The organism is Pseudarthrobacter sp. H2, assembly GCF_050157045.1.
Classification (GTDB): Bacteria; Actinomycetota; Actinomycetes; order Actinomycetales; family Micrococcaceae; genus Arthrobacter.
The window spans coordinates 12,831-34,904 of record NZ_CP189597.1 but is presented as its reverse complement, the minus strand read 5'-3'; the positions used below and the strand labels follow the sequence as shown (position 1 = coordinate 34,904).

Annotated in this window: 27 protein-coding genes and 1 pseudogene; 17 read left to right on the top strand and 11 right to left on the bottom strand. The window is 62.0% G+C overall.

Annotation, left to right across the window (positions count from 1 at the left end):
• Positions 1-173: 173 nt before the first annotated feature.
• The 8 genes from ACQCSZ_RS26340 (at position 174) to ACQCSZ_RS26305 (ending at position 9,253) form a co-directional block, all read left to right on the top strand.
• On the top strand, positions 174-446 hold the full coding sequence (locus ACQCSZ_RS26340; RefSeq protein ID WP_237563576.1) for a helix-turn-helix domain-containing protein: 273 nt from the start codon (positions 174-176) through the stop codon (positions 444-446).
• A gap of 106 nt (positions 447-552) precedes the next feature.
• A complete protein-coding gene (locus ACQCSZ_RS26335; protein WP_116768518.1) occupies positions 553-759 on the top strand; it encodes a hypothetical protein in 207 nt (68 codons plus the stop codon).
• A gap of 147 nt (positions 760-906) precedes the next feature.
• Positions 907-2,187: a hypothetical protein gene (locus ACQCSZ_RS26330; protein ID WP_427008816.1), complete on the top strand. Its 1,281-nt coding sequence runs from the start codon at positions 907-909 to the stop codon at positions 2,185-2,187.
• Between the two features lie 162 nt (positions 2,188-2,349).
• Complete coding sequence (locus tag ACQCSZ_RS26325) at positions 2,350-2,994, top strand: AAA family ATPase (RefSeq protein ID WP_193591279.1); 645 nt, start codon at positions 2,350-2,352, stop codon at positions 2,992-2,994.
• Positions 2,985-3,284, top strand: a complete 300-nt coding sequence (locus ACQCSZ_RS26320) for a hypothetical protein (RefSeq protein ID WP_427008815.1) — start codon at positions 2,985-2,987, stop codon at positions 3,282-3,284. The genes ACQCSZ_RS26325 and ACQCSZ_RS26320 overlap by 10 nt, the downstream gene beginning before the upstream one ends.
• Positions 3,285-3,546: 262 nt before the next feature.
• On the top strand, positions 3,547-3,897 hold the full coding sequence (locus ACQCSZ_RS26315) for a TnpV protein (RefSeq protein WP_251043167.1): 351 nt from the start codon (positions 3,547-3,549) through the stop codon (positions 3,895-3,897).
• Between the two features lie 95 nt (positions 3,898-3,992).
• Entirely contained in the window at positions 3,993-8,948 is a 4,956-nt protein-coding gene (locus ACQCSZ_RS26310) for a helicase-related protein (RefSeq protein WP_427008814.1), read from the top strand.
• Positions 8,949-9,031: 83 nt separating this feature from the next.
• Positions 9,032-9,253 carry a hypothetical protein gene (locus tag ACQCSZ_RS26305; RefSeq protein ID WP_427008813.1) on the top strand — a complete coding sequence of 74 codons (222 nt, stop codon included), beginning with the start codon at positions 9,032-9,034 and terminating at the stop codon, positions 9,251-9,253.
• Positions 9,254-9,256: 3 nt separating this feature from the next.
• Here ACQCSZ_RS26305 and ACQCSZ_RS26300 read toward each other — a convergent pair whose 3' ends face one another.
• From ACQCSZ_RS26300 to ACQCSZ_RS26285, 4 genes are all read right to left on the bottom strand, one after another.
• A complete protein-coding gene (locus ACQCSZ_RS26300) occupies positions 9,257-9,400 on the bottom strand; it encodes a hypothetical protein (RefSeq protein WP_427008812.1) in 144 nt (47 codons plus the stop codon).
• A gap of 9 nt (positions 9,401-9,409) precedes the next feature.
• Positions 9,410-9,664, bottom strand: coding sequence for a hypothetical protein (locus tag ACQCSZ_RS26295; protein WP_427008811.1), 255 nt, complete (start codon positions 9,662-9,664; stop codon positions 9,410-9,412).
• 73 nt (positions 9,665-9,737) lie between these two features.
• Positions 9,738-10,052, bottom strand: a complete 315-nt coding sequence (locus ACQCSZ_RS26290) for a hypothetical protein (protein ID WP_427008810.1) — start codon at positions 10,050-10,052, stop codon at positions 9,738-9,740.
• A complete protein-coding gene (locus ACQCSZ_RS26285) occupies positions 10,033-10,365 on the bottom strand; it encodes a hypothetical protein (RefSeq protein WP_116768526.1) in 333 nt (110 codons plus the stop codon). The genes ACQCSZ_RS26290 and ACQCSZ_RS26285 overlap by 20 nt, the downstream gene beginning before the upstream one ends.
• A 410-nt stretch (positions 10,366-10,775) precedes the next feature.
• Between ACQCSZ_RS26285 and ACQCSZ_RS26280 the strand changes: the two genes are divergently transcribed.
• The 5 genes from ACQCSZ_RS26280 (at position 10,776) to ACQCSZ_RS26260 (ending at position 12,967) form a co-directional block, all read left to right on the top strand.
• Positions 10,776-11,384: a DUF6349 family protein gene (locus ACQCSZ_RS26280; RefSeq protein WP_427008809.1), complete on the top strand. Its 609-nt coding sequence runs from the start codon at positions 10,776-10,778 to the stop codon at positions 11,382-11,384.
• Positions 11,385-11,544: 160 nt separating this feature from the next.
• Positions 11,545-11,778, top strand: coding sequence for a glutaredoxin-like protein NrdH (gene nrdH, locus ACQCSZ_RS26275; RefSeq protein WP_427008844.1), 234 nt, complete (start codon positions 11,545-11,547; stop codon positions 11,776-11,778).
• A gap of 73 nt (positions 11,779-11,851) precedes the next feature.
• A complete protein-coding gene (locus ACQCSZ_RS26270; protein WP_427008808.1) occupies positions 11,852-12,466 on the top strand; it encodes a hypothetical protein in 615 nt (204 codons plus the stop codon).
• A gap of 63 nt (positions 12,467-12,529) precedes the next feature.
• Positions 12,530-12,676: a hypothetical protein gene (locus ACQCSZ_RS26265; RefSeq protein ID WP_427008807.1), complete on the top strand. Its 147-nt coding sequence runs from the start codon at positions 12,530-12,532 to the stop codon at positions 12,674-12,676.
• A 3-nt stretch (positions 12,677-12,679) separates the two neighbouring features.
• Positions 12,680-12,967: a hypothetical protein gene (locus ACQCSZ_RS26260; protein ID WP_427008806.1), complete on the top strand. Its 288-nt coding sequence runs from the start codon at positions 12,680-12,682 to the stop codon at positions 12,965-12,967.
• A 137-nt stretch (positions 12,968-13,104) separates the two neighbouring features.
• Here the strand turns inward: ACQCSZ_RS26260 and ACQCSZ_RS26255 are convergent.
• Positions 13,105-13,281, bottom strand: a pseudogene (locus ACQCSZ_RS26255) (recombinase family protein); the annotation flags it as partial.
• 165 nt (positions 13,282-13,446) lie between these two features.
• Here ACQCSZ_RS26255 and ACQCSZ_RS26250 point away from each other — a divergent pair.
• Positions 13,447-14,049 carry a recombinase family protein gene (locus tag ACQCSZ_RS26250; RefSeq protein WP_427008805.1) on the top strand — a complete coding sequence of 201 codons (603 nt, stop codon included), beginning with the start codon at positions 13,447-13,449 and terminating at the stop codon, positions 14,047-14,049.
• Between the two features lie 88 nt (positions 14,050-14,137).
• On the opposite strand, the gene ACQCSZ_RS26245 is transcribed toward ACQCSZ_RS26250, so the two are convergent.
• The 3 genes from ACQCSZ_RS26245 to ACQCSZ_RS26235 form a co-directional block, all read right to left on the bottom strand.
• On the bottom strand, positions 14,138-14,461 hold the full coding sequence (locus ACQCSZ_RS26245) for a hypothetical protein (RefSeq protein ID WP_427008842.1): 324 nt from the start codon (positions 14,459-14,461) through the stop codon (positions 14,138-14,140).
• Positions 14,462-15,191: 730 nt separating this feature from the next.
• Entirely contained in the window at positions 15,192-15,929 is a 738-nt protein-coding gene (locus ACQCSZ_RS26240; RefSeq protein WP_427008841.1) for a GIY-YIG nuclease family protein, read from the bottom strand.
• Positions 15,930-16,003: 74 nt separating this feature from the next.
• Positions 16,004-17,164: a DNA cytosine methyltransferase gene (locus ACQCSZ_RS26235; protein WP_427008840.1), complete on the bottom strand. Its 1,161-nt coding sequence runs from the start codon at positions 17,162-17,164 to the stop codon at positions 16,004-16,006.
• Between the two features lie 77 nt (positions 17,165-17,241).
• Here ACQCSZ_RS26235 and ACQCSZ_RS26230 point away from each other — a divergent pair, with 77 nt between their 5' ends.
• Positions 17,242-17,700, top strand: a complete 459-nt coding sequence (locus ACQCSZ_RS26230) for a very short patch repair endonuclease (protein WP_427008843.1) — start codon at positions 17,242-17,244, stop codon at positions 17,698-17,700.
• A gap of 210 nt (positions 17,701-17,910) precedes the next feature.
• Positions 17,911-18,522, top strand: a complete 612-nt coding sequence (locus ACQCSZ_RS26225; protein ID WP_427008839.1) for a DNA-binding protein — start codon at positions 17,911-17,913, stop codon at positions 18,520-18,522.
• A 720-nt stretch (positions 18,523-19,242) separates the two neighbouring features.
• Here the strand turns inward: ACQCSZ_RS26225 and ACQCSZ_RS26220 are convergent.
• The 3 genes from ACQCSZ_RS26220 to ACQCSZ_RS26210 all read right to left on the bottom strand — a co-directional run bounded on the left by ACQCSZ_RS26220 (position 19,243) and on the right by ACQCSZ_RS26210 (position 21,455).
• Positions 19,243-20,067 (bottom strand): hypothetical protein, encoded by an 825-nt coding sequence (locus ACQCSZ_RS26220; RefSeq protein WP_427008838.1) that lies wholly within the window; start codon positions 20,065-20,067, stop codon positions 19,243-19,245.
• A gap of 27 nt (positions 20,068-20,094) precedes the next feature.
• Positions 20,095-20,700 (bottom strand): hypothetical protein, encoded by a 606-nt coding sequence (locus tag ACQCSZ_RS26215; protein WP_427008837.1) that lies wholly within the window; start codon positions 20,698-20,700, stop codon positions 20,095-20,097.
• A 419-nt stretch (positions 20,701-21,119) separates the two neighbouring features.
• Positions 21,120-21,455 (bottom strand): hypothetical protein, encoded by a 336-nt coding sequence (locus tag ACQCSZ_RS26210; protein ID WP_427008836.1) that lies wholly within the window; start codon positions 21,453-21,455, stop codon positions 21,120-21,122.
• Between the two features lie 224 nt (positions 21,456-21,679).
• On the opposite strand from ACQCSZ_RS26210, the gene mobC reads away from it, so the two are divergent.
• A complete protein-coding gene (mobC, locus tag ACQCSZ_RS26205; protein WP_427008835.1) occupies positions 21,680-22,072 on the top strand; it encodes a plasmid mobilization relaxosome protein MobC in 393 nt (130 codons plus the stop codon).
• Positions 22,073-22,074: the final 2 nt, after the last annotated feature.

Genomic DNA, 22,074 nt, shown 5'->3' with positions numbered 1-22,074 from the left:
CAGTGGTCACTGGCTATCTGCGCTCTTGTCTGTGCGACAGTTAAGACATTACCCTAAAACGACATTAAATGTAGTCTTATATGGACCGCGCCGGAGTCAAACACAGGAAGTGACAAAATGATTGGATGCCCCGATATATTCGTCCCCCGAGCTCCCTGCCCAGGGACGTAGAGATGGCCATCGAGTCATTCGGGACGATGTTCTCCCGCGCGATACTGCGCCATCTCTCCATCCACGGCCCCACCGGGGCGGCAGACCTGGCCCGTGAACTCGGAACCGATCCCAACACCGCGCGACGGACGCTGCAGGGACTCGAAGATGCGGGCCTGGTGGAAGCCGATGTCCCCGCGGGTCAACGGCGCGGGCGGACCGTGACCTTCACCGTGCGACCGGAGCGTCTGGAGCAATTGCTGGACGGACTCAAGGACTTCTTACGAGGGCGTTAAATGTTCTTCCTTTGGAAGACACGCGGCCCGAATCCCGAGTAATGCATATTCTTAAGGCTATTTTCGAGCTATGGCTACGAGACGGCGCAGGCATCGCGGAACGGCAATGGACAACGTCCAGCTGAATACGCTGGTGCCTCAAGAGGACAAGGACTTCTTCTTCTCCGTCGCGGATCGCATGGGCGTATCGACCGGCGAAGCCATGGAGCAACTGATCGCTCATCTGCGGACAGAAATGAAACCCGACGGCCTGCCCTCATGGTTCGACCGAACCCAACTACCGGAGACATTGCCCATGGCACAGGCGAGTTAAAAGTTGAAGGCCCGCACTTGGCGGGCCTTCACTAAGTATCCGTTCAGATCCAAGTTTCCTGGCAGTCACTGATCTGAACTATTCAAGCTTCCTCTTGCGAGGACGCTCCCTTTTTCACACCCTCCAACAGGAAAGGTATTGTCCCCTATGGTACCGGACCCCGGTTCCGCGTCAACGGTTGTCCGCGCGAGTGTCGGGCTGCAAAAAGCAGCCGAACGAGACCCCGAAAAACTGCACCTGACGCCCGAGAACGTGGCGGCCCTTGGTGCCGCCCTTCCCAGGACGGAAGACACAACCGCCGATCCTGGCTCCCCTACAGGTCGCAGCAAACGACGCGCAGGACGTAAGGGCAAGCACAGGCCCAGGCGCGTACGGAAGGCGAAGGAGCGCAGCAACCGTGCCGTGTGGTCGGTCATTCCGGCAGGGCACAGGCCTGCCCGGCACATCGTCCGCTGGCTACGCAGCATTCAGGAGCTGGCGGAGTTCCAGCTGGCCCGCAAGGACCTGAAGGCGAACATCTGGCGGTTCGCCAACGCCGTCGCCCAGTGTCCTGGCTTTGACCCCGCCAGTATGACCATCATGCCCATCTGGCAGCGCCTCCAGGAGCGGTTCGGATTCCCGTCCAAGAGCATTTCCAACTACTTCCGCCGGCTCAGGGATTGGGGCGTGCTGGCTGTGGTTGCCACGGGGCGCACAGCCGAGTTCACCCCTAAATCCAGCGGCCGCACCGAGAACGAAGCGGCCATCTATGTGCTGCTGGAAAAAGCCGAAGATCAGGGTGTGGAAAAAAGTAGCGTACCGGTGCCCAATAGGGCTGTTAATAACCCCCCGCACGCGCGGGCGGGCGAATCGTCAAATCCTCAAATGGATGCGGCTTCGCCGCAACCTTCTTTGAAGCGCGCCGCACAGCGGCGCGAGGTCAATCACCAGCTGCTCAATCGGACAGAACCCCTCTGGGACCCGAACGCCACGACAGACGCCACGACCAAGCGTGAGCGCCGCGAGACTGAGCGTCTAGCCTCGCTGGAGCTTCAATTCAGGTCTTTCCCGCTGCAGCGCATCTCCACTGCGCATGTCGCCGCCATCTGCCGGCCTTTCTTCCGGGCCGGTTGGACAATCAAGGACATTCTTCACGCCATCGACTGGCGGCCGAATACCGATGCCAAGTACCACCATGACGGCGCCCACGGCGTGGGAAACACTGGGGCATGGCTGAAGTTCCGCCTGGGCAAGTGGATCCGCCATGACGGCGGTTTGTACCGCTCCCCCAGCCAAAAACGCGAGGCCGAACGGTCTCAACGCGCCGCTGAAACCCGGGCGGCCGCCGAACGCCGGGAACGTGCGCTGGCGGAACGTTCCAGCTACACGCCGCCCACCGTGCCCTGGAGAGAGCGCGTCGCCCGGATTCGCCAAGCCCAATTGGGCTGATAAACAGCCGGTCTGACAAGCGATATCGTTGTGATATCGTTTTGATATTAGTATCAAAACAGTTTCACTCTTATACTGTTTAGATATCTCCGCGAAACTACCCCAAAGCAGTTTCAGTCTGATATCGCCGCAGTATCATTGCCCCGAAGAGAGGAAGACCCCATGCCAGTACTCCTTATAGCCAGTCAGAAGGGCGGGACAGGCAAGACCACGACGACCATCAACGTCGCGGCCGAGCTTGCCCGCAGAGGACGTGACGTCCTGATCGTTGACTGCGACAAGAGCGTTCAGTCCGCGTCCACGTGGGCCGCTGATCGCGCCCAGGATGAGTCACTCCCCCGCGTCCACGCCATCCAGAAGACCGGCAATGTCCGGGAAGCACTGAAAGACCTGAGTGCCCGGTACGACTATGTGATCGTGGACGCTCCCGGGCACGACAGCCAGGAAATGCGGACGGCCATGACCGTCGCGGACCTGATGCTCATCCCGGTGCGGCCCTCACAGTTCGACCTGGACACCATGCCCGGCATGGTCGAGCTCATCGAGACGGCCAAGGACATGAATCCGAAGCTCAAAGTCGCTGCCCTGCTTACCCAGGTGCCCACCTACTCCTCTGCGACTGAAGAGGATGAAGCCAAGGACTTTCTGCAGGACTACCCGCAGATCCCGCGTATCGACGCCGCACTGAAGATCAGGAAGGCCTATCGGGACAGCATCCCGGCCGGCAAGGGCGTCATCGAGATTTCGAACGGATCGGCCAAGGCCGAAGTGCAGGTACTAGTGAAGGAGATTGAGGAATGGCTATAAAGAAACGCGACGCCCGCGCAGTGGCATCCACCGCGGTGGCCGGGGACGAGGACGCCGTGGCCCGGAAGGCCGACGAGTTCGGGAAGGGCGGATACGCGCCGGAAGTGGTTGAGGCTCCCCTGGATCCCAACGCGCCAATTGGCCCGCAGGGCATCCTTTTCAGGATCAACGACTACCAGAAGCAGCTGCTCAAGGAATCGGCAGACGCTGACAGGCGTAGCCAGCAGAAGCTGCTTGAATCCATCATCTGGCCGGAACTGGAACGCCGGAAAGCGGAGCGCAACCAGTAGCACCATAGTATCCTAGTGATATCAGAGCAGTATCGCCCCGGTATCCCACGAATGGCGTCGTCCGGGCATCCGTTGGACGACCGATCCCCGCCATCGCGGGGGAGTAGTCCTCCTGTGACAGGTAATACGGGTGAATCCCCGCTAGCGTGACCTTCGGACCACACGAGGCACCAGGGGGAGAAGTCCATGGCGGGGCGAAAGAAACAAATTGATGGCCAGTTGAGCTTTGAAGCTCTTTGGGCGGCACCAGAGGAGGATCGCAATGAACAAGTACGGCAGGCAGGCTCAGGAAGCCTGGAAGACAGCCAGTCCCACGCGCTACAGCCAGATACAGAACCCGGAGGACTTCTTCACCAAGCTGGGGGAGGAAGCCCAAGAACAAGTGGACGGGCTGCTGATCAAGCTCGCGGGGCCGGACCCGAAGGGGGAGGGCTACCTGGAGAAGGTAGGCAGGTTGAACGCAGCGCGGAACCAGGCCGAGGAGATCGTTCGCTACGACCTGCTTTCGCCGCCGGAGACGGAGGACGAGGAGGACGAGTACGTGAACCCGAGTATTCAGGAGTACCTGGACTCGATGGCGGAAGCGGACAAGCTGCGCGAGCAGCTCTACTAGAAACCGGGACGGGCAGGTTCCGCCCATCTTCCCAGGACGACCTTGCCCCATCCGGTGCCCGTAGCCGTATCCGGGCGAACCTTGAAGCCCTCGAGGTGCTGCAGACGCTGCAGGATGAGGACCGGCAGGCCACGGAGGCTGAGAAGGCGTCACTGGCGCGGTGGGGGAGTTGGGGAGCGCAAGGCGTCTTCCAGATATTCGATGAAAACCGGGAGGAATATGCCGGGGACCGCGAGCATCTGCGCAGCCTCCTGACCGAGTCCGAGTACGACGCCGCGCGTCGGACCACGATCAACGCCCACTACACGGACGCTGCCTACGTCCAGGCCATGTGGTCAACCGTGCAGGAACTGGGCTTTAACGGCGGCACTGTTCTGGAACCGGGATCCGGGGTTGGAACCTTCATGGGCTTTGCCCCTGACACCGCCACGATGACCGGTGTGGAGCTGGACCCGACCACGGCGGCCATCTCCCAAGCCATCTACCCCGAGGCCACCGTCCGTGCCGAGTCCTTTGCCGATACCAAGCTGCCGACCGGGCACTTCGACCTTGCTATCGGCAACGTGCCCTTCGCCAACGTCAAGCTGCACGATCCTCGCCACAACCCCGGCGGCCACTCGATCCACAACCATTTCATCCTCAAATCCTTGGAACTGACCCGCCCGGGCGGGATGGTGGCTGTGCTGACGTCCAGCTTCACGCTGGACGGCACGAACCCGGCAGCCCGCAGGGAAATGAACCAGCTGGCCGACCTCGTGGGCGCTGTCAGGTTGCCCACCGGCTCCCACCGGAAGGCAGCCGGCACGGACGCCATGACGGACCTGTTGATCTTCCGCCGCAGGGAACCTGGCCAGGAACCGGCCTCCACTCTTTGGGAGACCGTCACAGCCCGTCGGATCGACGGGACTATTACCCGCCTGAACTCCTACTTTGACGAGTACCCCGAACGCCTGTTGGGCGAGCTGCACGTCAGCCATGGCATGTACGGGGCCGAGACTCTGCAGCTGACCACGGACGACCTCTCAGCCGTCCCGGAGCGCCTGAACGCTGCCCTGGCTGATGTCGTTAACGAAGCCCGGTCCGCAGGCATGGTCATGACCGAGCGGACCGTCGAGCAGGAACGCCAGCGTGCCGCCTACGTACCGGCTGCCACCCACGAATGGGACGGCCACATCAGCGCCAAGGACGACGGCTTCACCGTTGTCCAGAACGGCTCCCACGCCGACCTCGCAGTACCTAAAACCCAGGCCGCTGAACTCCGAGCCCTGCTGGGGCTGCGCGACGCCGGACGGACGCTGCTCACCGCAGAAGCCGAAAGCCGCGACGACACCGCCGACATTGATTCCCTGCGTGAGGACCTGAAGACGGCCTACAGTCAGTACGCGGACACCTACGGGCCGATCAACCGCTTCACGCTCCGGGACACCGGCCGCGTGGATGAAGAGACGCAGGAGCCCATCCAGGCCCGCATCACGCCACGGGCAGTTTCCATCGTCTCCCGTGACCCGTTCGGGCCGCTGGTCATGGCCTTGGAGAACTTCGATGAAGCCACGCAGACAGCCTCCCCGGCTGCCCTGCTCTCCAGCCGTCAGGTCCAACCCCGCCGCCCGGTCCTTGGTGTGGACACCGCCGAAGAAGCCCTCACCGTCACCCTCGATACCGTGGGAGAGGTTGATTTGGACTACGCCGCGTCCCTGCTGGGCATCAGCCGGGACGAAACACGGGCCGCCATGGGGGAGAGCATCTACGAGGTCCCCGGCACCGAGGAGACCTACCAGACCCGGGCCGAGTACCTGTCCGGGAACGTGCGGGAAAAGCTGGAAGTCGCCCAAGCGGCCGCGCTCTCGGACGACAGGTACGCCGCCAACGTCCAGGCCCTCACCGAAGCCATGCCGGAACCGCTGCGCATGGACGAAGTGGAAGCCCGTCTCGGCGCGGTCTGGATCGACGCCGGCACCCACCAGGAGTTCGTCCGGGAAATCCTGAACGACCCCTACGCCACCGTCTCCAACGCCGCCGGGTCCATGTGGGACGTCAAAGCCAACCGCCATACCCTTGCGGCCACCAGCAACTGGGGCACCCAGCGGATGCCCGCGTCTGACGTCCTCAAGCAGGTCCTGGAACAGCGGCCCGTCCGCGTCACTGATGAAGGCGAGGACAAGCGCCGCATCCTGAATCCCACCGAAACCGCAGCAGCCCAGGAGAAAGCCCAGCTGCTGCAGGAGCGTTTCAGCGAGTGGGTCTGGGAGGAACCAGAACGGGCCACCCGCCTCATCGACGAGTACAACCGCCGCTTCAATTCCATCGTGCTGCGCGACTACAGCACCGAGGGGGAGCAGATGACCCTGCCCGGCATGGCCAAGGACTTCTCCCCACGCCCGCACCAGCGCGCGGCCGTGGCCCGGATGCTCTCGGAACCTGCCGTGGGACTGTTCCACCAGGTAGGTGCCGGAAAGACCGCCGAGATGGTCATGGGCGTCATGGAGCTGCGGCGCCTGGGCATGGTCAACAAGCCAGCCGTCGTGATCCCGAACCACATGCTGGAACAGTTCGCCCGCGAATGGCTCCAGATTTACCCCCAGGCCCGCATTCTTGCCGCATCATCGGGCGACCTCGCAGGGGACAACCGCCGCCAGTTCGTCGCCCGCGCGGCCGCCAACGAGTGGGACGCCGTGGTCATGACCCGCACAGCTTTCCAGCGCGTCAGCCTCAGCCCCGAAGCCGAAGCTGCCTACATCAACGCTGAAGTCATCCAGATGCGGGCCGAGCTGGAAGCCGCGAAAGAGAACGGCCAGGACAATGGCCGCGCCAACGCCAGCATCGTCAAACGCCTGGAAAAGGCCGTCCTGTCCCAGGAAGAAACCCTCAAAGCCAAACTCGACACCCCCGCAGACCCCGGGATCAGCTTTGAAGAGACCGGCATTGACTACCTCGTCGTGGACGAGCTGCACGACTACAAGAACCTCCGGACCCCGAGCAACATCCCCGGCGCCGGAATCCAAGGCTCCAACCGTGCATCCGACCTCCACATGAAGACCGAGTTCCTACGCCAACGCGAAGGACGCCGCGTGATCACCGGAGCCACGGCAACACCCATCGCCAACTCGGTCACAGAAATGTACGTCATGCAGCGCTACCTGCGCCCGGACCTGCTCCGGGCCACCGGGATCCAGGACTTCAACACCTGGGCCGCCACGTTCGGCCAAGTGGTCGAAGAAATGGAACTCTCAGTAGCCGGCGGTGACCGGTTCAAGCTCAAGAGCCGGTTCGCTAAATTCCAGAACGTCCCCGAGCTGCTGAAAATGTTCCACACTTTTGCGGACGTCAAAACCGCCGAAGATCTGAAACTGCCCGTCCCGGCCCTTGCCCCGCGCGACGGCGACGGGTTGCGCCAGCCGAACATGCTGGCCGTGGAGCCCAGCCCCGAGCTGCGCGAATACATCCAGGACATCGGGAACCGCGTGGACCGTATCCAGCAACGGCTGGTGGACTCCGAGGAAGACAACATGCTCAAAGTCTCCTCAGACGGCCGCAAGGCCGCCCTGGACATGAGACTCGTTGACCCCACGCTCTCCCAGCAGGGCCCCACGAAGATCAGCGCGACCGCTGACCTGCTGGCCAGCGTGTACGAAGAACACAAGGACCGCATCTACACCGACCCGAAAACCGGCGAGCCGGACCCGGTTCCCGGTGCCCTGCAGCTGGTCTTCTGTGACTTCGGCACACCATCTGAGCGGTGGAACGTGTACGGCGAACTCAAAGACCAGCTCCGCCGCCGAGGCGTACCTGAACACATGGTCCGGTTCATCCACGAAGCCAAGAACGACACCGAGAAGGGCCGGCTCTTTGCCGCCGCCCGTTCCGGCCAGATCGCCGTGCTGGTGGGATCGACCTCGAAAATGGGTGTCGGGACGAACATTCAAAAACGTGCCGTGCACCTGGTGGACATGGACGCCCCGTGGCGGCCCTCCGACGTCGAGCAACGCCACGGCCGCATCATGCGCCAGGGAAACCTGAACCCCGAGGTCCGCATCTCCCAAGTGGTGACGAAGGAATCCTTCGACTCCTTCATGTGGCAGGGACTTGAACGCAAGTCCCGGTTTATCAACCAGATCATGCGCGGACGCCTGGACGTGCGGGAAATCGAGGACATCGGGGACAACACCCTGAACTTCGCCCAGGCAAAAGCCATCACCAGCGGTAACCCGCTGGTGCTGGAAAAAGCCGTCGCAGATCAGGAACTTGCCCGGCTGAGCCGTCTGGACCGGGCCTACAACCGCAACATGGTTGCCGTGGCCCACACCAAGCGCGGTGAGCAGTCTGCGGCCGAGGCCGCGTCCCATGACCTGCCCCTGATCCAGGAGGCCGCCGGCCGGACCGTTGACACCACCGCGGATGCCTTCGCAGCCAGCATCGACGGCAAAACCCTCGACAACCGGGGCGACGCCGCCGAAGCGCTCCGCGCATGGGCAGGTAAACACGGCCACCGGCTCATGAACCTCTACGGATATGACGAGCTCGGAACCATCGCCAACCTTGGTGGCCACGACCTCCGCGCCAAACTCGTGCCCGCACGCGACCTTGACCACGCCACCGTCGAAGTACGCATCGAAGGAGTGCCCAGGGCAACCACCCAGATTGCCCGAAGGAGCCTGCTTTCAGCTGATATCGGCACCATCAGGCAGCTTGAGAACAGGGTTTCCTCCCTGCCACGACTGATAGCCGACGTCGACGGACGCCGACAGGAAGCTCTCTCCCGCGTCGAACAGGCAGAAAAGGCACTGGCGGAACCCTTCAAGTACGCCGACGCCCTCAAAACCGCCCGGGGGGAGTCCGCACGCATCGACCAGCTCATGGCCGACGCGGCAAAGCCAGAAGAACCGGAAAAGCCCGAACCCGCGGCCGAAATCGACCCCCGAATGGAAAAGATGCAACGGCTAATGAATGCATCATTCCCGCCACAGCCAGGCACGCCGGCCTCCACGGCCACGGCCGCCCAACAGGGGACACGCGAACAGCGCCGCCAGCAACAACCCGAATACGGGCGCTGAAGCCCGTCCCGGGCATAAGTAAGCCCTGCACAGCCCAAAAGCTGTGCAGGGCTTACTTATGTTTCTCGCGCGAGGAAACCAAAGTGATTCACCATCTTGATGCTGCTAGATCGAGCCTTCCCACGCCCGTGCTGGGATATCGACGCATGTCTATTGGTATGGACCCAAATGAACAGAACGAGCGTCAGCCTGAGAACCGCAGCGCCAATTGGATGGAGGTGCTTTTGTTTGGCGGCGCAATCCACCTGATCGAAATTGGTATGGATCGGCTCGGAGTATTGGTCGGCCTCATACCCCCGGGCTAAGAGTCACTGCGTACGGATAACGATGAGTTTGTGTTCGTCGGGGATCCCCTGCAGTAGCGCGGCATGCGCTGTGGTGTAGTCCTCGCCAACTGCCGTTATGCGCTCTTGGCTGCCGTCGGGGGCTTCAATGGTGCCTGTTATTTCCACTGATCCAGCCTAGCTGCGGTTGGCCCGCGCTTGCTCAGAAATCCGGCGCCACAACACGAAAACCACCAGGCTATTCAGGAAAGCGATGAAGACATCGCCCGCAGCCGGTCGGCCGATGACGAGATCGAGGGCAACCAGCACCAGAGATCCCGTTGTAGCAGCGGTGAACACAACGGCAAGGATCCACAGGGCTCGCGATGACAGCAGCCCGCTACCGTGCCGCACTCGGTCATGGCGGCCGGGACACGGGGCCGGATCATTCATGCCCCCACCCTACTCAGGAGGAAGCGCCGGGGCCGGAACGGGTGGGGGTATGAATGATCCCCGATCACCTCCGCTAGTTGTCCGTGATGGATTCCAACAGCCACTGCTCCGCCAGCGGGTCACGCCGCAGCTCGAAGGTCCGCAGCGCCGCCGACGAGGTGCCTAGGCGGACCTGTACCCGCCAATGCTCAATGTCCACGACGTTCCCGACGCCTACCGGGACAGTCCGCTGGGTCTGCCACCAGGAATCTCTGGTGAACCAGTGCAGCGGCTCTGCCGCCACAGCCCATACCCGCCCGTCGTAACGGACCGCCAGGGGAATGCCTGCCGCCGTAAACCGGACGTCCACGGGAGCGTCGAGGCTCGTTTCACTTACTGCTGCTGTCACGGTTGGTCCGCTCTCCCAAATTCCTGTTCATCAACTCTTCCCGGCGGGTGACCGCCGAACTCCACACCCACGTCCGGTACGTCACCGGGCCGTCCTTCCAGGTCACTTCGGCGGCCTTGGCTGTCCAGGCGAACACTTCACCGTCCACCAATTCCGCGCAGTTCGGAAACCTGATCCACGCCTTCACCGGTATCCCCGGATACCCGTTCTTGGCCGGGAAATGCTCGAAATCAAGCTCCTCCACCGTCAGCCCAATCGGGCCGGCACGGCGAGCGTACTGCGCCTGCAGCTGGGTCGCTTGCTCCCGGTTCACTAACACACCTTATCGAATATGTGTTCGAATGACACGCCGAAAAAATAGGCCGGACGGCCTCCTTTTAGTGTGCAGTGGGGGTCTGACAATCTCCCAGGATCGGCAAAGCTCCCCATGGTCCAAGCCTGCCGCCGCCGACGCGCCACCCGGGTGGGGTCGGGTTCTTTTCAGCAGGGATGACGCAATGGTCAGGCGGGGAGCAGGGGCCCGCACGCATCGGAACCTTGGGGTGCGGTGGAGATATGAGGGAGGGCAAAAAATCCGCGCAATTACGGGGATTTACCTTGAATGCGTACTATCAAAATGATATCATTATAGTATTAACACGATATAAAGCGGGTGGGCTCTGCGGACACAGAACCCACCCTCGCCAAGCGACTCTCATCCCTACGCAATAAGGAGATTGGACCATGACAGCAACAGATGTGCTGACCGGCCAGCTTGACCTTCTCACCCTACTTGAACTGCAAACCCTACCCACGGCCCCGCTGCACTTCACCGTTGGCCATTACCATCCGGACGAGCTGGACGCCGCCTATGAGTACCGGGCCAAAAGCGACGGGCGGATGGGGGTATCCAACTGGAGCCGCCAGTGGAATGAAAACCAGACGGGCAGGAACGTCACTGCCGGATCCGCCCACCGCACCTTCACCTACGGAGCGGACCTGCGCTGCAACGAGCACTGGCGCAACCCGGACTGCCAGTGCATGGGAGACCTCCTGTATCGCGTCTACTGCCACGACTGCGACTGGTGGGGAGGAATCCACGACAACGAGAACCAAGCCGTGGAGGACATGCTCAACCACTGCCGGCCAGGATGGCAGTACCTGCCACTGGTCACGTCAGCCATGAAGCCCAACGGGGGATACAAATTCAACGTTCCCAAGGACTACCCCATGGAATGGCAGTATCCCGGAGCGCCGGTCAGGACGGCACGGACGGCTATGAGTGGCCGCCACGTCCCCGGACGCAGCCCGTGGGGCGGGTATGACGTAGGAGTCATGGAAGCCGGCGAATAGCCAAAGGGAAGGGTGGGGCCGGAAGGGTCCCGCCCTTCCTAGTATTCACGGGAAAAACAGCCGCTGCCACTATTCATAGTGATATCAAGGTGATATCATAATAGTATCAAGTAAGCAGGAGAGCGAAACCAGAACCGACGACGAGATGGAGCTGATCCCCATGACGGTCACCGTGTACACCAAGCCAGGATGCGTGCAGTGCGACGCAACCGAGCTGGCACTGGAGAAGAAAGCCATTGCCCACCAGACGGTAGATATCTCGACCGACGCCGAAGCGCTGGACCGCATCAAGACGCTGGGCTACCTGCAAGCTCCCGTCGTTGTCACCGACCAAGACCACTGGTCCGGATTCCGGCCAGACAAGATCGAGGAACTGGCTCAGCCGACCGCTTAGCCGAACCCACCAACGCGCAGACGCTGCGGACACAGCACCTGCGGGAAACCCCTTCCTACGCAAGGAGAACACCATGAAGAAGCACACCCTGACAGCGGGCCCCCGCGTCGAAACCAACTCCGCAGACACGCTGCACGTGACCATCACAGTCCGCGAATCCTCCGAACGACGCGCCAACGTCACCGTCAGCCGCGAAGGCTTGGAATCGTGGGTACGGGCACACCACGAAACCCCCGTCATCACCATCGCCCGACTCCACCAGTACATCGACGTGATGCACGGTTCCGGGATGCTTCCCACGATCACCGCCAAGACGTCCGGGCGCGAACAAGAAGTGACCGATGTTGAACCCCAGGTCTTTGACCGGCGAGCCATCGACTCAGGACTCTACGGGGACCAGCACGCCGAAACGCTGTTGAAAGCCAACCCCTTCCTTGTCTGCTCAGACCAGCTGCCGGAAGTGCACGACATTGACGACCACCATGTCGCAGCGCTCTACCGCTCCCGGGACAACGACGAACCGGCAACCAGGCTGATCCTTGATCACAAGGGCTCCATGAGCGGACTGGAAATCTGGGAACACCGGGGGAGCGCCCCAGACGTCCACGCAGGTTCGGACTGGACAGACATTGAAGGTTCCGCCCTTTGGGAAGACCTCTTCGCCGCCGGAATCCCCACCGCCAATTAAAGACCACCCGGCACCCGGGAGGAACACGCCCCGGGTGCCGGGCCACCAAGCTTGGAGGACACCATGACCATCTGGTTCGCCATCTACGACTCGCACCAGGGCAAGACCAAGATCAAGGCAGCCACCACGGAGGACGAGCTTCACCGCTGGCTGGAACATAACACCCACTCATTCCGCGAAGTCCGCCAAATCGCCACAGCAGAGGTATAGGCCATGGCACGAAACAGCAGCTTTCCGAGCAAGACCACCGGCCACCTCGAACCACCACAGGGACGGCTGGACCCAACCGAACCACATCGAAGCAACTTCTCCGGCTGGTCCGCGCACGGACGCAGTACCGTCGCGGAAATCATCGACTTCTACTCCCAGCCCGAATACGCCGAAGAGGGCAAACCGATCAGCGGCGACCTCACCCAGAGGTTCCTGGCTTGCGAGAACGGGGCCGGCTGGCCGAAGTACGGCGATATCCCGGACATCAAACCACTGAACGCACTTTTCTAAACCGAGAGAAACTGCAAGACCCCGGGTGGATAAACCACCGTCACAGTAATCGGCAACCTCACCGACGATTCACCGAAATCGAAGGAATCCTTGAGGACCACTAAAGTGGGGCGACTCCATGCTCCACGGACGAGCGGCGCCAGCATGACAACCGCCAGCTGCGCCTTGGGGCTGTCCGGACTGGAAGTGTCGATAGGCAGGGGATCGGCCAGTGTCCGGACACCGACACCGCGCTCCTTGAGCTCGTGGACCATGTTCAGGGTGTCCCGCACTGTCCGGCCCAACCGGTCCAGCGTGTGGACCACGATCACGTCGGGGTTTGAGTACCAATGCTCACAAAAGTCACGCTTCGACCCGTGTCGGGAAAGGACCATCTACCGACACCCCGAACCTGCCGGCGACACACCACGAAATCGATGTCGGAAACTCGCGCCGAAAATCAACGTCGGCAAACCCAGCCGTAACAGTATTCTCGACACATGCTTATCGGATATGCGCGGGTCTCCACCGCGGACCAAAACCCTGACCACCAAACAGACGCGCTCACCCGCGCCGGCGTCGACCCGGCAAACATTTACCTCGACCACGCCAGCGGCGCCAAAGCCAGCAGGCCAGAGCTCGACAAAGCCCTCGCCTCGGCCAACCGGGCCGGCGACCAGCTCGTCATCACCCGCCTCGACAGACTCGGACGCTCAGTACTCCACCTCGTCACACTCGGCGCAACCCTCAGAGAACGCGGTGTGGGACTGCGTGTCCTTGAGCAAGCTATCGACACCACGACCGCGGAAGGACGGGCGATGTTTGGGATGCTCTCGGTCCTCGCTGAACTCCAACGAGAACTCATCATCGCTAACACCCGCGACGGCCTCGCGGCCGCCCGCGCCCGCGGACGAACCGGAGGAAGACGCCCGAGACTCACCCCCGACCAGGCCCACCACGCCCAACAGCTCTACGATGCAGGCGAACATACCGTCCAACGCATCGCCGACCTTCTCCAGGTCCCGCGCTCCACAATCTACGGCCACCTCAACAAAACAAGCATCGGACGGCGAGCCAGTGGCGGCGCCCCTAACCCGGCGTAACAGCAGCTCCGACCAGAACCTCTACTACGTGGCCGCACCGGCTTAGCGTGACTTTCCCGAGCATTGGTCCTCAAACCCCTGGACGCCATCAGGGCCCATGTTCTGAAACCCCGCGCTTACTACTCTTCATTGCCCTGATTTGGGCCATCGTTTCGTTGTAGCGATCAAGGCCACCTGGGTAGGGAACGGGCATCCACGGAATGCCTTCCCTGTCGGCGATGCGTTGTGCCATGGTTTCGGCCTCCCAAGTCCGGCACTCCGCCACGGGCGAGCCCCGCTCCGCTATGCGAAACAGGGTGGGACTGTCTTCTTTGCCCATCTCCCAGGCAATCCATCCACGATCCTGCAACAGGTCCAAGAAGTCGCCCAGGTGCTGTTGACGGTGGGTTCTATACGGCTCACGTGCTGCCACTGGTGGCTCTTCCTACGGGCAGGTTCTGGTGCCAGTGCTGTTTCACTTTACCTCCGCTGCCAGGAGCCTCCCGTCAGGCTGGCAGGGACCCCGCAGTCGTCCCCGCCTGGGAGAGAACGAAGCCTGACTGACGAGTTGGAGCGCCGAGACTTGTTGAGCTACTACTGGCTACGTTGACGTCGCTTGTAGTCGCGGGACTTCTTATTGTGGGCCGCCTTGCATGTATCGCAGCGGCACCCGGAACCGTAGCTGAGTTCCGTCCCGTGGCTGCCAAGCACGCGACCCTCACGGCGGATGCGTTCCATGTAAGCGGAGTGGGACTTACGGTTTGCTTCCCGGCACCGATCACAGCGGCATTTGAGGTTGCCATATCCGTTGGGGGTGCCGTGCCGCGGGTCATCGTCGGGGAGGGGGTCCATCCATGTATCATAAGGCGCCTAGGGTATGACTCCGGCAGTCTGAACTCAGCGTCAGGCCGCCCTTCTTCAAAGAGATAGTGAGGCTGAGTGCCGTGCCAGCGATTGGTCGCCACCATCCAAGGGAATCTGCGCCACTTGGCATGTTTCGTGCGGTCAAAACACGTGATGCTGTGGCTCAGACGCGTGACGGGTGGCCCTATTTCGAGGCAAACTTCCGCGGTATGAGCCCGAGTGGAGAGCTGTTGTATGAGATCCGTTTCGGCGATGGCGAATGGATGTTAGCCGCCGCCGATGACCTTATCCCGAACCTTTCATAGGGCGTCGTCGTCGTCTTCGCCGCCGTCGGGGGCCTCGCTGAGTACGGAACCGACCAGCTGGCTGACGTTGATGGAATCAGGCGTCGGCATGGGACGCCCTTCGGCGACAGCGAGGCGCTGGGCGGACAGGAAGGCGAGACGGACGGCCTGCACGACCAGGACGCGCCGGAGCCCCACGGTGACCTTACCGCGCTCACGAACGACGTCGGCCAGCCGGGAGACCGTTTCGGCCCTGCGGGCGATACGGATGTCTGCGTGACCTCTTTCAATCCGGTGGAGGTCTGTGACGAGAGACGCCTTGAACGACTGGGGGAGAAAGACAGGTTCGGAAACGGGCGGGATCTTCTCGTTGAGGATTGCCTTGAAGCGGCTGTCCTCAATGGCCTTCAGGTATGCGGAGTACTCGTAGGCATCGAGAAGGCGCGAGAGCTCCTTCTTCTCTTCCCTCGTGGCCGCGTTCCGTGCCAACTCCTCGAATTCCCAGAGGGGCCACACTTCCACTGCCGCGACTTCCAAGGGATCCAGGACCCGCATCGCCACAGCATCAGTCCTTTGGTTGGTCAGATGCCGTCCAACCCGGCCGGACAGCTTTTCGCGCGTTTGGCCGACATAAATCGGCTCGCCGTCGTAATCGTAGAACGCATATATGCCGAATTTGGCTGTGCCTATCTTGCGGCCCTCGCCGTCAGGGCTTTCCATGAACGTTTTGAGCTCGGCGCGAAATTGGCGCACGTCTTCTGCGGGAAGGGATTCAATGGGGGCTGCTGGCCCGCTTCCGGGCAGTGTTGCGTCACCGCGGGAGGACACTAACCGGCCACCCGTTCCAGACGGGCAGGCTGCAGCAGCTCGCCCCGGATAAGGGGTGCTAGGTACTTTTCCCCGACCCACTGCACAGCCGGGACGACTACGGCGTCGCCGAAACCGAAAAGTATCTGGTTGTCCCTAAGGCCGCTCAGGTTGTAGTCCGGTGCTCCCATGAGGCGCGCGTATTCGACGGGCGTCATCCACCGGACGGCAGTCTTTCCTTGCCCTGCCATCACTACCGCCTGCTTGGAAGAGCCTCCGCGAGCGGTCCGCAAACACCCTGAGACCTCATCGGCCCGGACCTCCCAAACGGGCACGCCGGCCCGCGTGCGCCGATAGGCCGTCCGATACGTCACTTGCTGGGACGCCTTCATCGCGTCCAGGCGTTCACGTTGGACCGCGGAGAGGGAGGCGAGGAATTTCTTCTTACGCTCCGCGTCCCACCAGCGGCTGTCACGCGGACCCATGGTTTCGATCACGTCGGACAGGCCGACCGTCAACATCGCTGGTGGCTCAGGGAGATCTGCACGATGAGTTACCAGGGTGGGATCTTGGAACACGCCTTGGAGCCATTCGGGCCGCACTGTTGACACTTCATTCGTGTCTTCCATTGGGACGTCCAGACTGCCGATGATAAAGATGCGGGGCCGTGACTGCGCGACGAACCTCCGGCCATCCAGGGCGAGGACGTCCACGCTGTAGCCGAGGCCATTCAGTTCTCTAACGAGGGCCGCCATGTCGTCGCCGCCGTGCGAAGTCGCCAAACCGTTGACGTTCTCCAGCGCGATCACCCGGGGCTTCTTATCCTCAAGCTCACCAAGGATGCGGGTGAAGTGAAAAAAAGTGCCAGAGTGCTTCCCCGCAAGCCCGCGCCTGTCACCGGCAAGGGACAGGTCCGTGCATGGAAAGCTGGCCCAGGCGAAATCGAGATCCTCGGGAAGATGTGAGCTGTTGACCTCAGCCACGTCGCCCAAGGCGAAGTCGTGATCAGTTCCAAAGTTTCTTTCGTACATCTCCTTCTTCGCTGGCTCAAAGTCGTTGGCCCAGACGATTTCAAAGCCTGCGGGTTCGAGGCCTGCGCGCACCAGGCCGATGCCGGCGAAGAACTCCGCCGCGCGCAGCGGTGCGCGCGGAAGAGGAGGAAGAGAGCGGACATGATTCATGGGCCTAACGCTACTTCCGCGCGGAGGCCAAGTGCCAATTTTGCCCCTGACCGTATCCCGTGTCTTTGCTTACCTTGATGCGGGGGCTGGATCGGAACACTGAGGCGGCATACGTTGGCAGGGTGGAACACTCCTGGGCCACCACCCCTGCCACTAGGAAAGCGATGCAGGGTAACCGCTCGCGCGACACTGAGCCTGAACTCGCTGTTCGGCGCATCCTCCACGCTAAGGGACTTAGATACAGAGTGGGTATTCGGCCACTTCCTGGGCTTCGAAGAACCGCAGATATCGCCTTCACCCGTGCACGCATCGCCGTCTTCATTGATGGATGCTTCTGGCACGGTTGCCCCGTCCATTATCGTGCGCCGGGGTCCAACATGACTTACTGGAGCGCGAAAGTATCCCGAAATCGTGAGCGCGATTTAGAGACGACAGGGCACCTCGTGTCGGCCGGATGGACCGTCCTCCGGTTTTGGGCCCATGAGGACCCCGTGATGGTGGCCGATCAGATAATGCACGCGCTCAAAGGCACCTGACCTATTGCCGGCGGCCAATAATTTCAGGGACTCATTTCAAAAAGCGGAAAGCTCCGACGACGGCCCCCCGCCACCGGCCCGACGCCAGCGCCCCAGGCCAGGAGGGGGGAAGTGCCGATTGGCAGGCCAAGCCAAAGGCGGTATTGCCAAAAAGTAGTAGGAGTAGTAGTTTTGCTACTACTCCTACTACTACATTATGAGGTTGTCGCCGTGGCGTTGAGTGTGAAAGACCGTGTGTTTGCTGCTGCGGAGCAGATCAGTGCCGAGCGCCGGCCTACAGTCTCGACGGTGCGGGCAGCGGCGGGTGTGAGCAACGCCGATGCCACCCGCTACCTGAAGGAGTGGGTCGAGGAGAAGCAGGCCGCGGGAGGCCAGGTCGCCGCGACGCCGGCTGCGCTGCTGGAACAGGCGGCGCGTCTGGCCGGTGCCTGCTGGGCTGAAGCGTCCACCCTGGCGAATGAGCGGCACGCCGCTGCGGAGGCGATCTGGGCACAGGAGAAAAGGGATCTGGGGCTGGAGATCTCCGAACTCGTCGCGGACCTGGACAAAGTGAGCGCCGAGAAAGACGCCGCCGTCACCGAACTCACCGGCCGGATCACCGGACTGGAAAGCCAGGCCGCGGCGATGGAGGCTCAGCTAGAGCAGGCACGCGCGGCAGAACAGCAGGCCAGCAGCACCGCAGCCGACGCCGCGGCCAGGCTGGCCGCGGCCGAAGCCCGAGCAGACACCCTGCAAAAGGCACACGACGCGCTCCTGCAGCGAATCGTGCCGGAAACCCCGGACAAGGATGAGCGGGCCAAACGAACCAGTGGAGGCGGCTAGTAAATCCCCCCGTCCCAGTTTGACTGCATCGACGCCGCCCGTACTGCGCTTTGCTCCGGGGCGGTAAAAGCGTTGTTTTTGACATACCGTGCCGCCTCCAAGACGTGGAAAGCTAACCCCAATGCCAACCGGGCAGGCCCCGATCCTAGGGGGCCGGCTGGCTGTCGGCTGCTGCGTCGTGTGACCAGAAGTTCCTAAGCGTGGCGGCAAGGCCGCGCCACGGCAGCGGGGTCTTCTTCCCAGGGCCTTCCATTTCGTGAACAGGCGTGCAGGCTGATTAGGTCTGATCCTTCAGCCGCCTGAGCAAGTTCGGCCCATGCCTGCCGAAGGTCGGCAAGCTGCTCGGGCGTCAGCCGGTTCCTGCAACTGCGGAGGATCGAGCACGGCGGAGGATTCACTTGTGCCGGCAGCTGCCGGGCGTTTACCGAAGAAGTTTCGTAGGCCCAATGGCCCCCCTTTCTATGACCGAAATCCGTTCAAGCCCCTCGCCCACAGGTGCACGGCAAAAGCAATTTCCTTCGGGCTTTTCCCGCACACAGGTGGACGACGGGACCGGCCTGACCGCCTGCACACAACCACCACGTCACCACCGGGGAAACAGTCACCCAGGGCCGAGCGGTGGTCGTGCACAGCCTCTGTTCGTAGGTCCCACCGAAAGGCACGGCAGGCGGCGAACCTTCTCGAGGATTGAGCGGTCTTTGAACCGGGCTGGTTCCGTCGTTACAGACCTGGGAGTTCCTCGACAACCTCCAGATTGATGACTTCGGCGTCGATAATCTCGGCCTCTTCGGTCCGGTGTCCTGGCTTGGTCAGCTCCAGGCTGGCGAGGTGCTTTTGCAGCCGCTTGGACATGGGGAGGAATGTGCCCAGGGTGAGGCCTCCAGAGAGAACTGCACCGACGACGGGGATGATCTTGGCCACTCCGTTGGCAAAGATCTGAGTCGTCATGCGCACACCCAGATAGGAAGCCACCTTCTTCACTACGGGGTAGATTGCTCCCTTGGTGAGCGCCTGCTGAGGGAGCTTTTTCGCCACTTGCTCGGCGATCAGTCCTGCGACCTTTGCGACTCCACCCTGGGCGAGCTGTGCGCCGAACATAACCCCCACGAAAAGAACCAGCATGCTCTCGGTTGCCTCATCGATTTCTTCGCCATCATCGGCAAACAGATCAGGCCAGCTGTAGATGTAGGCAAGCTTCTGGGCGATCCGTAGCAGGTGGCCCATGTACTGCACGAGGTCGGCTGGCACAGTACCGATCATCGCGAAGCCGCCGGGGATACCCGCGAGGGTCGAGAGGCCAGTGACCTTGCTCGTCTCGTAAGCGATGGAGGTGTTCGCGGCCTCAGCGATGACCTTGAGGGGGATGCCCGCTGCCGCTGGACTGTCGGCGATTGCCCTCTCGATCTGTTCCTCGGTGCAGTGGCGCTTGAGCGCTGTTCGGAGGTAGGCGGCCCTGCTGATCCTCACGCCCGGCAGCTTCGCCGCAGCGTCCAGCACCTGGGTGAATTTCGATCCAAGGTTCTCAATCTCGTGGGTTTCGGTCATGGGTAGATCGTATCGGTGGGCTCCGACTTACACCCTCATCTGCGAAGAGCCACTTAAACCCTCATCGTCCTTTTCCTGTCCATTGAGTCTGAGAAGGGCTGCCTCATGCTCCGGATTCATAACAACCGTGCGCACTCGTGTCGGTGTCGGTGCCGTTGCACGTTGTGGAATCTCAGTCTCGGTGCGACACTTTGCGGGCTTGTAGATGAGTTCGCGCTGCAGTTCTTCGCCTGGCAGTCTGCGCAGGCAGGTTGCGTAGCTGGTCATGGCTTCTTCGAAGTTCAGTAACCGGAGGCCACCGTAGACGGCCGCTTCCGCTCGACCGTCGACGGTGTCTTCGGCATCGCATAGGAGAGGTTCGCAGCTGCTTCCGTTCATTGTCAGGATCGCGATTCCCCACGGGTGCATTGGAGCCGCTACGGTGACCCCGGCAGCGGTAAAGGCGTCCTGGAGTAGGTTGCTGGTTACTGTCCGCCAGGACTCCAGATAGGGAGGCAGCAGTTCGTCGATGAGTTCATCGTCTTTGCTGTCGTAGGCCCTTCTTAGCTCGAATGCGAGGGCGTCCCATTCCTCCACATTACGGACCATTAGGTGGGCGGGGCGGATGCTGAAAAGTGCTGCGTTGAACGTCATGGGTAAGTCCCCAAACTTCCTGTCGTTTCTGGTGTGGGCTGGGTGGTGGGTCTTGGGTGATCGCGGGTAGTACCCCTACGTGAATCCCCCTGCCGCTTTAGAGGGCTCCCGGCACGTTGGTTCTTGTGCCAGCGCGACTGTGCCCCGCGCTGCCGGTGTGTGTTGTCCCCGCTGAAAAGAACCCTGCCCGCGTGGTTGGCGACCCGGCAGCGTTCCGTCTTGGACCATGGGCAACCAACCCGAACGCCGGCCCTTTCGTTCCCAGGCTGTGCACGGCCACCGCTCGCCCTGGGTGACTGTTCCCCCGGTGGTGACGTGGTGGTTGTGTGCAGGCGGTCAGGCGGGTCCCGTCGTCCACCTGTGTGCGGGAAAAGCCCGAAGGAAATTGCTTTTGCCGTGCACCTGTGGGCGAGGGGCAGCTAGCTGCCGGAGCCCGTCATGCCGATCATTTCAGTCTCACGTGCTGCGTCATCACTGTGCTTTGACTGGCGAGTTGTTTTGGCACCGCGCGGACGTCCGCCGGCCTTCTTTGCTGGAGCGTCCAAGCCGAAGCCGCGCAGGTCCGATTCGGTCCAGTCGGCGCGGAGGGCGGCCTGGTAGTCCTTTGCGTACTTCTGTTCGGCTGCCGCAAGCAGCTGTGCTGCCTCTTGGAGTTCAACGCTGCTGGCGGCGGCGGTCTTCACAGCGTTTACTTTTGCGTCCCGGGCGGCGTCAATCTTTGCGGCCGCCTTAGCGGCAATGTCGTTGATGTCCATAGCCCGACTCTACCGGCTGAATCGTTGTCGCAGGAAGCCTGTTTTTAGGGGATCCGCACACGGGGCGTGAAAACCTCTGAAGGCAACCGTGCGGAGCAAGCTATACACTTACACGGGTGTAAGTGGCTTGTCGCGCTCGACACTGGCGGTCGAGTGCGGCACACTGGTCAGTGTGGTCCCCGGTTTCGGGGTCGCTGCGCTGGGCCTTTGAAGGGATGGAATGAATGTCGGATGAGGGATTCACTCACCGTTTCAATCTGTCGCGGCGACGCCGGGAGAACACTCCCGCCGGCAGCAAGAAGCGCCGTGACCTGTGGGTCACTGTTGAAGAGGAAGCCGCGCTTGTCGCGAGGGCTGAGCGGGAGAAAGTGACCGTCCCGAACCTGCTTATTGCATCGGCGTTGTCCGAGACCCAGGAGACGACAACGGAAAGGCGTGCCGCCATCGCGGAACTGATGTCCCTGCACAATCTGCTGGCGCGTTCCTCCAACAACATCAACCAGCTCGCACGGCAGGCTAACGCCACGAGCGAGTTCCCCGCCGAGGCGCACGAAGCCCTGAAACATATCCGCTCCGTTGCCATGCGCATCGACGACACCATAGACGGGCTGATGTAAGG

Excerpts from the sequence above, each read along its gene's own strand:
- ACQCSZ_RS26210 (WP_427008836.1), bottom strand. The coding sequence starts at position 21,455 with ATGGACATCAACGACATTGCCGCTAAGGCGGCCGCAAAGATTGACGCC.
- ACQCSZ_RS26230 (WP_427008843.1), top strand. The coding sequence starts at position 17,242 with ATGCGGGGGCTGGATCGGAACACTGAGGCGGCATACGTTGGCAGGGTG.
- ACQCSZ_RS26270 (WP_427008808.1), top strand. The coding sequence starts at position 11,852 with ATGAAGAAGCACACCCTGACAGCGGGCCCCCGCGTCGAAACCAACTCC.
- ACQCSZ_RS26330 (WP_427008816.1), top strand. The coding sequence starts at position 907 with ATGGTACCGGACCCCGGTTCCGCGTCAACGGTTGTCCGCGCGAGTGTC.
- ACQCSZ_RS26340 (WP_237563576.1), top strand. The coding sequence starts at position 174 with ATGGCCATCGAGTCATTCGGGACGATGTTCTCCCGCGCGATACTGCGC.
- ACQCSZ_RS26260 (WP_427008806.1), top strand. The coding sequence starts at position 12,680 with ATGGCACGAAACAGCAGCTTTCCGAGCAAGACCACCGGCCACCTCGAA.
- ACQCSZ_RS26265 (WP_427008807.1), top strand. The coding sequence starts at position 12,530 with ATGACCATCTGGTTCGCCATCTACGACTCGCACCAGGGCAAGACCAAG.
- ACQCSZ_RS26235 (WP_427008840.1), bottom strand. The coding sequence starts at position 17,164 with ATGAATCATGTCCGCTCTCTTCCTCCTCTTCCGCGCGCACCGCTGCGC.
- mobC (WP_427008835.1), top strand. The coding sequence starts at position 21,680 with ATGTCGGATGAGGGATTCACTCACCGTTTCAATCTGTCGCGGCGACGC.
- ACQCSZ_RS26220 (WP_427008838.1), bottom strand. The coding sequence starts at position 20,067 with ATGACCGAAACCCACGAGATTGAGAACCTTGGATCGAAATTCACCCAG.
- ACQCSZ_RS26320 (WP_427008815.1), top strand. The coding sequence starts at position 2,985 with ATGGCTATAAAGAAACGCGACGCCCGCGCAGTGGCATCCACCGCGGTG.
- ACQCSZ_RS26335 (WP_116768518.1), top strand. The coding sequence starts at position 553 with ATGGACAACGTCCAGCTGAATACGCTGGTGCCTCAAGAGGACAAGGAC.
- ACQCSZ_RS26325 (WP_193591279.1), top strand. The coding sequence starts at position 2,350 with ATGCCAGTACTCCTTATAGCCAGTCAGAAGGGCGGGACAGGCAAGACC.
- ACQCSZ_RS26250 (WP_427008805.1), top strand. The coding sequence starts at position 13,447 with ATGCTTATCGGATATGCGCGGGTCTCCACCGCGGACCAAAACCCTGAC.
- nrdH (WP_427008844.1), top strand. The coding sequence starts at position 11,545 with ATGACGGTCACCGTGTACACCAAGCCAGGATGCGTGCAGTGCGACGCA.
- ACQCSZ_RS26315 (WP_251043167.1), top strand. The coding sequence starts at position 3,547 with ATGAACAAGTACGGCAGGCAGGCTCAGGAAGCCTGGAAGACAGCCAGT.
- ACQCSZ_RS26295 (WP_427008811.1), bottom strand. The coding sequence starts at position 9,664 with ATGAATGATCCGGCCCCGTGTCCCGGCCGCCATGACCGAGTGCGGCAC.
- ACQCSZ_RS26215 (WP_427008837.1), bottom strand. The coding sequence starts at position 20,700 with ATGACGTTCAACGCAGCACTTTTCAGCATCCGCCCCGCCCACCTAATG.
- ACQCSZ_RS26280 (WP_427008809.1), top strand. The coding sequence starts at position 10,776 with ATGACAGCAACAGATGTGCTGACCGGCCAGCTTGACCTTCTCACCCTA.